Annotated in this window: 10 protein-coding genes and 1 tRNA gene; 6 read left to right on the top strand and 5 right to left on the bottom strand. The window is 69.1% G+C overall.

Features of this window, described 5'->3' with window-relative positions; all coding sequences use genetic code 11:
* Positions 1 to 111: 111 nt before the first annotated feature.
* The 6 genes from I2487_RS02315 (at position 112) to I2487_RS02340 (ending at position 6,627) form a co-directional block, all read left to right on the top strand.
* Positions 112 to 1,290 carry a PucR family transcriptional regulator gene (locus tag I2487_RS02315; RefSeq protein ID WP_207171016.1) on the top strand — a complete coding sequence of 393 codons (1,179 nt, stop codon included), beginning with the start codon at positions 112 to 114 and terminating at the stop codon, positions 1,288 to 1,290.
* 128 nt (positions 1,291 to 1,418) lie between these two features.
* Complete coding sequence (locus tag I2487_RS02320; RefSeq protein ID WP_207171015.1) at positions 1,419 to 2,831, top strand: GntP family permease; 1,413 nt, start codon at positions 1,419 to 1,421, stop codon at positions 2,829 to 2,831.
* A gap of 103 nt (positions 2,832 to 2,934) precedes the next feature.
* Positions 2,935 to 3,732 (top strand): 3-hydroxybutyrate dehydrogenase, encoded by a 798-nt coding sequence (locus I2487_RS02325; protein ID WP_207171014.1) that lies wholly within the window; start codon positions 2,935 to 2,937, stop codon positions 3,730 to 3,732.
* Positions 3,733 to 3,873: 141 nt separating this feature from the next.
* A complete protein-coding gene (locus tag I2487_RS02330; protein ID WP_207171013.1) occupies positions 3,874 to 4,656 on the top strand; it encodes a CoA transferase subunit A in 783 nt (260 codons plus the stop codon).
* Between the two features lie 7 nt (positions 4,657 to 4,663).
* On the top strand, positions 4,664 to 5,320 hold the full coding sequence (locus tag I2487_RS02335; RefSeq protein ID WP_207171012.1) for a CoA transferase subunit B: 657 nt from the start codon (positions 4,664 to 4,666) through the stop codon (positions 5,318 to 5,320).
* 122 nt (positions 5,321 to 5,442) lie between these two features.
* Complete coding sequence (locus tag I2487_RS02340; protein ID WP_207171011.1) at positions 5,443 to 6,627, top strand: acetyl-CoA C-acetyltransferase; 1,185 nt, start codon at positions 5,443 to 5,445, stop codon at positions 6,625 to 6,627.
* A gap of 105 nt (positions 6,628 to 6,732) precedes the next feature.
* Here the strand turns inward: I2487_RS02340 and I2487_RS02345 are convergent, their stop codons facing one another.
* The 5 genes from I2487_RS02345 to I2487_RS02365 form a co-directional block, all read right to left on the bottom strand.
* The gene (locus tag I2487_RS02345; protein ID WP_207171010.1) at positions 6,733 to 7,455 is read right to left on the bottom strand and encodes a response regulator; all 723 of its coding nucleotides are present in this window, start codon (positions 7,453 to 7,455) and stop codon (positions 6,733 to 6,735) included.
* A gap of 84 nt (positions 7,456 to 7,539) precedes the next feature.
* Positions 7,540 to 7,623, bottom strand: a tRNA-Leu gene (locus tag I2487_RS02350).
* Positions 7,624 to 7,771: 148 nt separating this feature from the next.
* Complete coding sequence (gene pyk / locus I2487_RS02355) at positions 7,772 to 9,286, bottom strand: pyruvate kinase (protein ID WP_207171009.1); 1,515 nt, start codon at positions 9,284 to 9,286, stop codon at positions 7,772 to 7,774.
* Between the two features lie 91 nt (positions 9,287 to 9,377).
* The gene (locus tag I2487_RS02360; protein WP_207171008.1) at positions 9,378 to 10,844 is read right to left on the bottom strand and encodes a glutamate synthase small subunit; all 1,467 of its coding nucleotides are present in this window, start codon (positions 10,842 to 10,844) and stop codon (positions 9,378 to 9,380) included.
* The coding region (locus tag I2487_RS02365) for a glutamate synthase-related protein (protein ID WP_255545867.1) at positions 10,837 to 13,002 on the bottom strand (2,166 nt) is incomplete at its 5' end. The genes I2487_RS02360 and I2487_RS02365, both read right to left, overlap by 8 nt.

Genomic DNA, 13,002 nt, shown 5'->3' on the forward strand with positions numbered 1-13,002 from the left:
CAAGACGCTTCAGGGCCGGGAGAGCCGCTGGAGGTGCGGCGGCGAGAGTGACGTGAGTACGACACGGGAGGGGCGAGGGAGCAACGTGGGGCAGCCGGTATGGTGAGCCACATGACAGCGGAGCAGCGTCCCGCCGAGGCCGCCTGGGACCGGCTGCTGGCCACCCTCGAGGCCGACGGCAGCATCCTCGAGCAGACCATCCACACCATCCGCACCACGGTGCCCGGCTACATGGACGTCCCCACCGCCGCCCTGGAAGCCTCCGTGCGGCGCAACATCGCCCTGAGCATCCGCACCATCCGGGCCGGATTCGAACCCTGCCACGACGACGTCGCCGAGGCCGACGCCCTGGCCTCGGAGCGGCACGCCCAGGGCGTGCCCGTGGGCAGCGTGCTCGCCGGCTTCCGAGCCTGCATGTCGGTGATCCTGCACCGGATGCTGGACCACGCCCCGGACCACGGCATTCCGGCGGATCAGGTCCTGGCCTCCTCCACCCTGCTGTGGGAGCTGGGGGACGTGTTCTCAACTCGGGCGGTGCTGGTCTACCAGGACCGGGACGTCTCGCGAGCGCTGGCCGACTCCACCCGGCGGGCGTCCTGGATCGGCGAGGCCGTGGCCACCCAGATGGACCCGACCGAGCTCGCCCGCGGCGCCGCCCTCTACGACGTGCCCACCGCCGCCTCGCTGTGTGCGCTGGCCGCGGAATCGCGGCCGGAGGCAGACCTGGAACAGCAGCGGCGGCTCCAGGAATGGGCCGAACAGGCTGGACTGCGGGTGCTCACCGCGGTGCGCGCCGGGATGCTGGTGGGCATCCTCATCGGCGAGCCGCCGCTGAGCGCGGAGCCGGAGCGGCTGACCATCGGGCTCGGCCCGGCGGTGGGCCTGGAGGAGCTGCCGCGATCCTTCGAATCCGCTTCCGCCGCGCTGCGCGCCGCCGCGGCCGTGGGACAGACCGGGGTGGTGGACCTGGAGCGCCTGTCCTGGCGGGCCGGGGTCCACGCCAGCCCGGAGGTCACCGCACTGCTGCAGGAACGCCACCTGCAGCCGCTGGTCGAGGCCGGCGTGTTCGGCGAGCATGTGCTCGAGGCCGTGGAGGCCTACCTGCACCACCGGATGAACATCCCGCGGGCCGCCCACAGCATCCCGGTGCACGTCAACACGCTGCGCTACCGGTTGCAGAGGTTCCAGGAGTTCACCGGTGCGGACCTCGGAGACCTCGACACCCTCGTCGAGCTGTCCTGGGCGCTCGCCGCCCGTCGGGGCACCCTCCCCCGCGAGACGCGTTCGTAGCCAGCTACCAAATCACCGCTGCACTGTTGAACGAAAGAATGTAGCGCAGGTCACATCGGGGCACGCATGCTGAACGTTGACGCCGAGACGGGCGTCACACGCTCACCACCCTCCCTGAGGAGACCCCCATGATCCTGGGCATCGTCGGCATCATTTTGTCCCTGCTGCTGCTCGTCACCCTCGCCTATCGCGGCGTGCCGGTGATCCTCGCCGCTCCCATCTCCGCGGTCGTCTGCGTGCTCTTCTCCGGGGCTCCGATCCTGGCGTCCTACACCGAGGTGTTCATGCCAGCGATGGCCGGCTTCGTGGGCAGCTGGTTCCCGATCTTCCTGACCGGTGCGATCTTCGGGGTGCTGATGACCGTGACCGGCTACGCCGAGTCGATCGCGCGCACCGTGACCGGCTGGATCGGAAGCCGCAGGGCGATCGCCGCGACGGTGATCACCTCCGCGCTGATGACCTACGGCGGGATCAGCCTCTTCGTGGTCGCGTTCGTGATGTATCCGCTGGCCCGCGAGCTGTTCCGCGTCGCTGACATCCCGCGCCGGCTGATCCCGGGCACCATCGCCCTGGGCATCTTCACCTTCACCATGACCGCGCTGCCCGGTTCCCCGCAGGTCCAGAACATCATCCCCGGTCAGTTCTTCGGCACCGGCGCCTGGGCCGGCCCGGGAGTGGGCGTCCTGGGCGGGACCCTGATCTTCGGCCTGGGCCTGGTGTGGCTGGAGCACCGCCGTCGCAGCCTGATCTCCAAGGGCGAGCACTTCGAGTCCGCGGAGTCCAAGAAGGTCATCGGAGGATCTGCCGACGACGGCTCCTCGGTCACCACCACGATCGCCCCGCCCAACCGTCTGGTCCCCTTCCTGCCGCTGCTGACCGTCTTCGCGGTGAACTTCGCCTGCACCCTGTTGATCTTCCCGGCCCTGGACTGGTCCTATCTGCAGGAGGACACCTTCGGAGCCATCAGCTACGACACCCGCGCCGGCCTGTGGGCCGTGCTGGTGGGCATCGTGAGCGCCATCGCGCTGATCATCGCGATGAACTTCGGCAAGTGGAGCACCCTGAAGGTCGGATTCAACGACGGCGTCAAGCGCTCCATGCTGCCGATCTTCTCCACCGCCTCCGAGGTCGGCTACGGCGCCGTCGTCGCCTCGGTGGCCGCCTTCGCCGTGGTCCGCGACTCGGTCTTCGGCATGGGCGCCAACGCGCTGGTGACCTCCGTGGTCACCACCTCGATCACCGCCGGGCTCACCGGTTCCTCCTCCGGCGGCATGACCATCGCCCTAAACGCCCTGGGCGCGGACCTGCGCGCCATGGCCGAGGCCGAGGGCATCAGCCTGGAGATGATGCACCGACTCACCGCCATGGCCGCCGGCGGCCTGGACACGCTGCCGCACTCCGGCGCCGTGGTCACGCTGCTGATCGTCTGCGGCCTCACCCATCGTCAGTCCTATAAGGACATCGCCATGGTCACGCTGGTCATCCCGGTGCTGGTCGTCGTGGCCCTGATCGCTCTGGTCTCGGCCGTGGGCGGGTTCTGATCCACCGGGCGAGCTGGCCTCCCTGCGACCCACCTCACCGCACCCCTCCCCGGTTCCTCCGGCACCCCGCGTTTCAATCCTCACCCCTTGAAGAAGGAGCATCATGGACCCGCACACCACTCGCAGCTCACCCCTCCCGGCCGGCGCGCTGACCGGCCGCCGCGCCGTCGTCACCGGCGGAGCCTCGGGCATCGGGGCGGCCTGCGTGCGGGCCTTCGCCGCCGCCGGTGCGCAGGTGACCGTCTGTGACCGCGACGGCGCGGCCGCCGAAGCCCTGGCCGCAGAGATCGGCGGCAGCTCATGGACGGTGGATCTCTCCGAGACCACGGCCCTTCAGGAGCTCGGCGCCGAGACCGGGATCCCCGAGGCCGACATCCTGGTCAACAACGCCGGCATCCAGCGGGTCGCTCCGCTGCATGAGTTCGACCCCGAGGCGTGGCGGCTCATGCACCGGCTGATGGTGGAGTCCCCGTTCCTGCTGATCCGCGCCGCGCTGCCAGGCATGTACGCCCGCGGCTTCGGCCGGATCCTGAACATCTCCTCGGTCCATGGACTGCGGGCCAGCCCGTACAAGTCCGCCTACGTCAGCGCCAAGCATGCCCTGGAAGGCCTCTCCAAGGTCACCGCCCTGGAGGGCGCCGAGCACGGGGTGACCTCGAACTGCCTCAACCCGGCCTATGTGCGCACCCCGCTGGTGGAGAAGCAGATCGCCGACCAGGCCCGCATCCACGGGATCGCCGAGGACCAGGTGGTCGAGCAGATCATGCTCACCGAATCCGCGGTGAAGCGTCTGGTGGAGCCCGAGGAGGTGGCCTCGCTGGCCACCTGGCTGGCCTCCGACTCCGCCGGTATGGTGACCGGCACGTCCTACGCCATGGACGGAGGCTGGACGGCGAGCTGAGCCGGCCATCACGCCGAGAGCTCCCGGCCAGCCGCACGGTCCCCCGAGTCAACAGCAGTTCCCGAGTCCCTGAAGTCCCTGAGTCAGCAGCAGTCCCTGAGTCGCTGAAGCCCCGAGTCCCTGAAACCCTGAGGAGGGCCCATGACCATCGATAAGACCGTGACCACCGCCGCCGAGGCCGTGGCCGACATCCCCGACGGCGCCTCGCTCGCCGTAGGAGGCTTCGGCCTCTCCGGGAATCCGATCCAGCTCATCGAGGCGCTGCTCGAGCAGGGTGCCTCCGGGCTCTCCGTGGCGTCGAACAACTGCGGCGTGGACGGCTGGGGCCTGGGCGTGCTGCTCGCGGCGCGCCGGATCGTGAAGATGACCTCCTCCTATGTCGGAGAGAACAAGGAGTTCGCCCGGCAGTATCTGGAGGGCGAGCTGGAGCTGGAGCTGGTCCCGCAGGGCACTCTGGCGGAGAAGATGCGCGCAGGCGGAGCCGGGATCCCGGCGTTCTACACCCGTTCCGGCGTGGGCACGCAGGTCGCCGAGGGCGGCATCCCGATGACCTACGACGGATCCGGCGGCGTGGCGAAGCAGTCCGCACCCAAGGAGGTCCGGCCCTTCACGATCCACGACGGCCGTGCACTCGAGTTCGTCCTGGAGGAGTCGATCGTGACCGACTTCTCCCTGGTCCACGCCCAGCGCGGTGACCGGCACGGCAACCTGGTGTTCAACAAGGCCGCCCGGCAGTTCAGCCCCGACGCCGCGATGGCGAGCCGGGTCTGCATCGCCCAGGTGGAGGAGCTGGTGGAGCCCGGAGAGATCGACCCCGACGCCGTGCACCTGCCCGGGGTCTTCGTGCACCGGATCGTAGAGGTCGGGTCTGAGATCGACAAGCCCATCGAGAAGCGCACCGTCCGCAGCGACGAGAAGGAGTGACCGCGTCATGACCACCGAAACCCACGCAGGCTGGACCCGCGAGCAGATGGCCGCCCGCGCCGCCCAGGAGCTTCCCGACGGCGCCTATGTGAACCTGGGCATCGGCATGCCCACCCTGATCCCGAACCACATCCCGGCCGAGCGCACCGTGGTGCTCCAGTCCGAAAACGGCATCCTCGGCGTGGGGCCCTACCCCACCGAGGACGCCGTGGACCCGGACCTGATCAACGCCGGCAAGGAGACCGTCACCGTGCTCCCCGGGGCGTCGTTCTTCGACTCCTCCACCAGCTTCGGAATGATCCGCGGCGGCAAGATCGACGTCGCCGTCCTGGGCGGCATGCAGGTCGCGGAGAACGGCGACCTCGCCAACTGGATGGTGCCCGGCAAGATGGTCAAGGGCATGGGCGGCGCCATGGACCTGGTCCACGGCGCGGAGCGGGTCATCTGCCTGATGGACCACGTGGCCAAGGACGGCTCACCGAAGATCCTTCCCGCCTGCACCCTGCCGCTGACCGGGAAGTCCGTGGTGGACCGGATCATCACCGACCTGGCCGTCATCGACGTCGTGGGCACCGAGGCCGAGCCACGCATGAAGCTGGTCGAGACCGCACCGGGAGTGAGCCCGGAGCAGGTGCGCGAAGCCACCGGCGTCGAACTGCACTGAAACACCTCACATCCATCGAGGCACCGCACATCCAACAAGGCACCGCACATCCACCGCGGCACCGCACATGATATGTGTGGTCCAGAACACCCTTGAGTCGTCTTGAACATGAAGGAGCACCCATGACATCCGGTTCCGTGATCCTCGGAGGCAGCCGCACCCCGATCGGCAAGCTGATGGGTGGGCTCTCCTCACTCACCGCGGCCCAGCTCGGCTCGGCCGCGATCAGCAGCGCGCTGCAGAAGACCGGGGTCCGCCCCGACCAGGTCGACTACGTCATCATGGGGCAGGTCATCCAGGCCGGAGCCGGACAGAACCCGGCCCGCACCGCCGCCCTGGGCGCCGAGATCCCGGGCCATGTGCCAGCGATCACGGTCAATAAGGTCTGCCTCTCCGGACTGAGCGCCATCGCCTACGCGGATCAGCTGATCCGCGCGGGCGAGTGTGAGCTGGTGGTGGCCGGCGGCATGGAATCGATGTCCAATGCGCCCCACCTGCTGCCGGGCTCCCGCAAGGGCTTCACCTATGGGGACACGAAGCTGGTCGATTCGATGGCCTATGACGCGCTCTTCGATCAGGCCACGCAGCAGAGCATGGGAGCCCTGACCGAGTCCTGCAACACCGCGGACACGGAGGTCTCCCGGGCGGAGCAGGACCAGGTGGCGGCACTCTCCCATGAGCGCGCGGCTGCGGCCTGGGAGAACGGAGTCTTCGACGAGGAGGTCACCCCCGTCCAGGTGCCCCAGCGCAAGGGCGATCCCCTCCAGGTCAGCCGCGATGAGGGCATCCGAGAAGGCACCACGGCCGAATCCCTGGGCAGGCTGCGCCCCGCGTTCGACAAGCAGGGCACGATCACGGCCGCCTCTGCCTCGCAGATCTCCGATGGTGCCTGCGCGGTCATCGTGACCACCCCGGAGAAGGCCCGGGAACTCGGCCTCACTCCCCTGGCGCAGATCGGCGCCTACGGGATGGTGGCCGGCCCGGACTCCTCTCTGCAGCTGCAGCCGGCGAACGCCATCGCGGAGGCCTGCCGGAAGCAGGGCATCAGCCCGGAGTCGCTGGATCTGGTGGAGATCAATGAGGCCTTCGCGGCCGTGGGCGCGGCCTCGGCCCGGCAGCTGGGCCTCGCCCAGGAGAAGCTCAACGTCAACGGCGGCGCCATCGCCCTGGGGCACCCGGTGGGGATGTCCGGGGCGCGCCTGGTGCTGCACCTGGCTCTGGAGCTCTCCCGCCGGGGCGGCGGCACCGGAGCCGCAGGCCTGTGCGGCGGCGGAGGCCAGGGCGACGCCCTGATCCTCACCGTGTAACCCACCCCCACGCGTTGAGGGGCTGATTCTGCGATCAGTTGAGGCCGAAAACCGCCTCAGATACTCGCAGAATCAGCCCCTCAACGGGGACGGGAACGCAGGGGGTTACTTCAGGTAGGGCGGGGAGTCCGTCATCTGGTCGACCACGGTCTCGGCGACCTCGCGCATCGAGAGTCGGCGATCCATCGAGGTCTTCTGGATCCAGCGGAAGGCCTCGGGCTCGGTGAGGCCCATCTTCGTGGTGAGCAGGGACTTGGCCCGCTCCACCAGCTTGCGGGTCTCGAACTTGTCCGCCAGCGAGGTGACCTCGTCCTCCAGGGCGCGGATCTCGTCGAAGCGCGCCATGGCGACCTCGATCGCCGGGATCAGGTCATTCTCGGTGAAGGGCTTGACCACATAGGCCATGGCCCCGGCCTCGCGGGCCGATTCGACCAGGTCGCGCTGGGAGAAGGCGGTCAGCATGACCACCGGGGCGATCCGCTCCTCGGCGATGAGCTGCGCCGCGGTGATCCCGTCCATGATGGGCATCTTCACGTCCATCACCACCAGGTCCGGCTCGGTCTCCCGGGCCAGTTCGACGGCGCGTTCGCCGTTGTCGGCCTCGCCCACGACGTCGTAGCCGGCGCCGGTGAGGATCTCGACGATGTCGAGCCGGATGAGGGTCTCGTCCTCGGCGACCAGCACCCGGCGCGGCGCGGCGCCGCGCTCGGCCTCGGCAGCAGGCGCAGCAGCCGTCTCGGCAGCCGACGCAGCGGCCGTCTCAGGGGCGGCGTGGGATGCTGCTGCCGCGGATGCGCTCTCGCCGGCGCCCGGAGTCTGTTCGCTCACCGTTCTCCTTCTGGTCCCTGACCGCCGTGCCGGGAGTCTCTCCCGGAGGGGACGCTCCCCGTGCTGGGCTGGTCGTCGTCGTGCTGGTGCCCGAAGTGGGACTCGAACCCACACACCAGTGGTACCGCATTTTGAGTGCGGCGCGTCTACCGATTCCGCCATTCGGGCTGAACCGAGGAGGTCAGGGCCTCCCCGGCGCTCATGCCGCCCGCGGCGGGGGTCTTCTCAGACTCCCCGACGTGGACGGCACCAGCTTACCTCGGCCTGGGCCCGAGCATTGAATCTCTGCCGTGCCGCGCTGACCGGCGGCTGCCGACTAGGACGGGCTGGAGGCGCTGGCCGCGGGCCAGGGACCGACCGGTTCCTTGTTGGCCGGGGCGATGTCGCCGCGGCGCAGGGTCTCGATGTCGCTGGCGTCGTGCAGGTCACCGATCCGGTGGACCTTGACCATGTTGGTGGTCCCGGCCTGCCCTGGAGGGGACCCGGCGGCGATGACCACGAGCTGGCCGAGCTCTGCGGCGTCTTCCTCCAGCAGCAGCTTGTCCACCTGGGCGGTCATGGTGTCGGTGTGGGTGGCGAACTCCACCCAGCGCGGCTGCACGCCCCAGGACAGGGTAAGGATGTTGTGCGTGTGCTCCACGTGGGTGAACGCGAAGATGTTCTGCTTGGGCCGCAGCCGGGAGAGCCGGCGGGCGGAGTCCCCGGAGCGGGTGAAGGTGGTCAGGTGCTCGATGTCGAGCTGATCCGCGATCTCCTTGGCCGCGCGGGTGATCGCGCCGCCGCGGGTCTTGGGCTTGGTGCCCAGCTCGGGGATCCGGCTCAGGCCCTTGGTCTCGGTGGTCTCGATGATCCGGGACATGGTCTCCACGGTCTCCACCGGGAACTGGCCCACGGAGGTCTCGCCGGAGAGCATGACCGCATCCGCGCCGTCGAGCACCGCGTTGGCGCAGTCGGAGGCCTCGGCGCGGGTGGGCCGGGGGCTGTCGATCATGGATTCCAGCACCTGGGTGGCGACGATGACCGGCTTGGCCCAGCGGCGGGCGAGCTCCACGGCGCGCTTCTGCACCAGCGGGACCTCTTCCAGGGGCAGCTCCACACCGAGGTCGCCGCGAGCGACCATGACGGCGTCGAAGGCGTCGACGATGTCCTGCAGCGCCTCCACCGCCTGGGGCTTCTCGACCTTGGCGATGACCGGGACGCGGCGTCCCTCCTCATCCATGATCCGGTGCACGGCGTCGATGTCTGCGGCGTCGCGGACGAAGGAGAGCGCGACCATGTCGAAGCCGGTGCGCAGCGCCCAGCGCAGGTCCTCCTCGTCCTTCTCCGACATCGCCGGCACGGAGACGGCGACGCCGGGCAGGTTGATGCCCTTGTTGTTGGAGACCTTGCCGGGCACGGTGACCTCGGTGACCACGTCGGTGGCGGTGACCTCCACGGCGCGCAGCGCGATCTTGCCGTCATCGATGAGCAGGGTGTCTCCGACGTTGACGTCTCCGGGCAGGCCCTTGAACGTGGTGGAGCAGCGGTCCTTGGTGCCCTCGACGTCGTCGATGGTGATGGTGAAGCGGTCACCGACGGCGAGCGGGTGCTCACCCTCGATGAAGCGGCCGAGCCGGATCTTGGGTCCCTGCAGGTCGGCGAAGATTCCCACGGCCTGGCGCAGGTCCTTGGAGACCTCGCGGACGGTGTTGTAGGTGTCTTCGTGGACGCTGTAGTCGCCGTGGCTCATGTTGACCCGGGCGACGTCGACGCCGGCCTCCACGAGCTTGCGGGTCATCTCATAGCCTGCGGTGGCGGGGCCGAAAGTGGCAACGATCTTGGCGTGTCTCATATCTCACCTTGTCCTATCTCTAATGCCGTTAAGCGAGTTGATGGACTGGCACGACACTGGACCAGGATTGTTCGTATCGAGCCTATAACAGTCAGCCTGTGAGTGAAATCGCACGATCCGAGGGTTTGACCGGGGCCGGGAGCCTGGTCGCGCCTTCGAGATATTCGTCCACCTTCGCGGCCGCGGCGCGGCCCTCGGCGATGGCCCAGACCACCAGGGAGGCCCCGCGGCCGGCATCGCCGACGGCGAAGACGCCCTCCACCGAGGTCTGGTAGTCCTCGGCCCGGCTGATGTTCCCGCGCCGGTCGAAGTCCATCGAGAGCTGCTCGGTGAGCGTGTCGGACTCCGCCCCGGTGAAGCCCAGCGCCAGCAGCACCAGGTCCGCCGGGATCTCGCGCTCGGAGCCGGGCTTCGGGGAGCGGGACCCGTCGGGGTTGTACTGGGTCTCGGCGACCTTCAGGGCGCGCACCCGGCCGGCGTCGTCGCTGAGGAACTCCACGGTGGAGGCCAGGTAGCTGCGCTCCCCGCCCTCCTCGTCGGCACTGGTCAGCTCGAAGACCCGCGGGTCCATCGGCCAGGGCTCGCGGTCGGAGCGCTCCGAGGGCAGCTCCTTGCCGATGGCCAGGGTGGTCACCGAGGCGGCGCCGTGTCGGTGGGCGGTGCCGATGCAGTCAGCGCCGGTGTCTCCGCCGCCGAGCACGACGACGTGCTTGCCGTCCGCACGGATCTGTCCCTCCACCTGGTCCCCGGAGGTGGCCTTGTTGGACTGCACCAGGTACTCCATGGCGAAGTGGACCCCGTCGAGCTCGCGCCCGTTGATGCCCAGGTCGCGCGGGACCATGGCGCCGGTGGCCAGGATGACCGCGTCGTAGCTGGCTTCCAGGGCGTCCCAGGTGATGTCGGCGCCGATCTCGGTGGAGGTGTAGAACCGGGTGCCCTCGGCGCGCATCTGCTCGATGCGGAACTCCACGTGGTGCTTCTCCATCTTGAAGTCCGGGATGCCGTAGCGCAGCAGCCCGCCGAGCCGGTCGTCCCGCTCGTAGACGGCCACGGTGTGTCCGGCGCGGGTGAGCTGCTGGGCGGCGGCCAGGCCGGCCGGTCCCGAGCCCACCACGGCCACGGTCTTGCCGGTGAGCCGCTGGGGCAGCACCGGTTCCACGTAGCCGCGGGCGATGGCCTCATCGGCGATCGCGACCTCGGACTGCTTGATCGTGACCGCGGGCTGGTTGATGCCCAGCACGCAGGAGGCCTCACAGGGGGCCGGGCAGATCCGCCCGGTGAACTCGGGGAAGTTGTTGGTCATGTGCAGCCGGGAGGAGGCCTCCTCCCACTGGTCGCGCCAGATCAGGTCGTTCCACTCCGGGATCAGGTTCCCCAGCGGGCACCCGGTGTGGCAGAACGCGATGCCGCAGTCCATGCAGCGGCTGGCCTGGGTCTGCACGATCCCGCGCTCATTGCGCTCATAGACCTCGTTGAAGTCCATGATCCGGACCGGGACAGGGCGAGAGGGCCGGTCCTGGCGCTCTCGGTGCTTCATGAATCCACGCGGATCAGCCACGGGTCGCCTCCAGAATCTTCTGCCATGCTGCGTCGCCATCGGGATCCAGGCCCTCGTCGAGGGCGCTGGAGCGGGCGCGGAGCACGGCGTCGTAGTTGCGCGGGAGCACCTTGGTGATGCGCGAATAGGTCGTCTCGAGATCCTCGAGCAGGGCCTCGGCCACTGCGCTGCCGGTCTCCTCGTGATGCCGGCGCAGCAGGTCTGCGATGATCGCGCGGTCCTCCTCGTCGGGTTCCAGCAGCAGCAGGTCCCCGTTGAGCCGGGCCTGCGAGTTGACCTTCTGCTCGTCGAAGTCCACCAGGAACGCGGTGCCTCCGGACATGCCTGCCCCGAAGTTGCGCCCGGTGGGTCCCAGGATCAGCGCCTGGCCTCCGGTCATGTACTCACAGCCGTGGTCACCGATGCCTTCGACCACGGCGGTGGCCCCGGAGTTGCGCACCAGGAAGCGTTCCCCGACCTGGCCGCGCAGGAACATCTCCCCGGCGGTCGCGCCGTAGCCGATCACGTTGCCGGCGATGACGTTGCGCTCCGCGACCAGCGGCGCGGCAGGGTCCGGGTGGGCGATGATCCGCCCGCCGGAGAGTCCCTTGCCCACATAGTCATTGGCGTCCCCGGAGAGGTGCAGCGTGATCCCGTGCGGCAGGAAGGCCCCGAGGGACTGCCCGGCCTCACCGGTGAGCTGGACGACGATGGTGTTGTTCTCCAGCATCCTCAGGCCCTGCGCCTTGGTCACCTCGTGGCCGAGCATGGTGCCCACCGAGCGGTCGGTGTTGATCACCTTCTTCTCGATCGTCACCTTCTCGCCGTGGCTGATGGCCTGGCCGGCGAGCTCGATCAGGCCCATGTCGAAGTGCTTCTCCAGCTCGTGGTCCTGTCCGCGGGTGCGGCGCAGCATCGAGGCGGTCACCGGGTCGTTGGGGTCGTAGCTGTCCAGCACGGCGCCGAGATCCAGCCCGGTGGTCTTCCAGTGCCGCTTGGCGTCGTCCATGTCGATCGCGTCCACGTGCCCGATCGCCTCGTCCAGGGTGCGGAAGCCCAGCTCGGCCAGGTATTCGCGCACCTCCTGGGCGACGAACTCGAAGAAGTTGACCACGTGGTCGGCCTTGCCGGTGTAGCGCTCGCGCAGCACCGGGTTCTGGGTGGCGACGCCGACCGGGCAGGTGTCCAGGTGGCAGACCCGCATCATGATGCAGCCCGAGACCACCAGCGGGGCGGTGGCGAAGCCGTATTCCTCGGCGCCGAGCAGCGCGGCGATGATCACGTCGCGGCCGGTCTTGAGCTGCCCGTCGACCTGCACGGTGACGCGTTCGCGCAGCCCGTTGAGCATCAGCGTCTGCTGCGCCTCGGCCAGCCCGAGCTCCCAGGGGGTGCCCGCGTGCTTGAGCGAGTTCAGCGGCGAGGCGCCGGTGCCGCCGTCGTGTCCGGAGATCAGCACGACGTCGGCCTTGGCCTTGGTCACGCCGGCGGCCACGGTGCCGACCCCATGCAGCGAGACCAGCTTCACGTGGACCCGGGCGCCGGTGTTGGCGCGCTTGAGGTCGAAGATCAGCTGGGCCAGGTCCTCGATGGAGTAGATGTCGTGGTGCGGCGGCGGGGACACCAGGGAGACCCCGGGGGTGGCGTGCCGGGTCTCGGCCACCCAGGGGTAGACCTTCTTGCCCATGAGCTGGCCGCCCTCGCCGGGCTTGGCGCCCTGGGCCATCTTGATCTGCAGGTCATCGGCGTGGGTCAGGTACTGGCTGGTCACCCCGAAGCGTCCGGAGGCGATCTGCTTGACCGCCGAGCGCCGCTCGGGGTCTTCGAGCCGGGCCGGGTGCTCCCCGCCCTCACCGGTGTTGGAGCGTCCGCCGAGCCGGTTCATCGCGATCGCGAGGGTCTCGTGGGCCTCCTGGGAGATCGAGCCGTAGCTCATCGCCCCGGTGTTGAACCGCTTGACGATCTCGGCCACCGATTCGACCTCGTCGAGGGGCACCGGCTGCCGCTCGGAGCTGAGCTTGAAGAGCCCGCGCAGGGTCAGCAGCGCCTCGGACTGGTCGTCCACCGCCTTGGAGTACTGCTTGAAGATGTCATAGCGGCGGGTCTTGGTGGAGTGCTGGAGCTTGAACACGGTCTGCGGGTTGAACAGGTGCGGCGGGGCGCTCCTCGTAGGACTTCTCCT

This window comes from Nesterenkonia sp. E16_10 (assembly GCF_017347085.1).
Taxonomy (GTDB): domain Bacteria; phylum Actinomycetota; class Actinomycetes; order Actinomycetales; family Micrococcaceae; genus Nesterenkonia.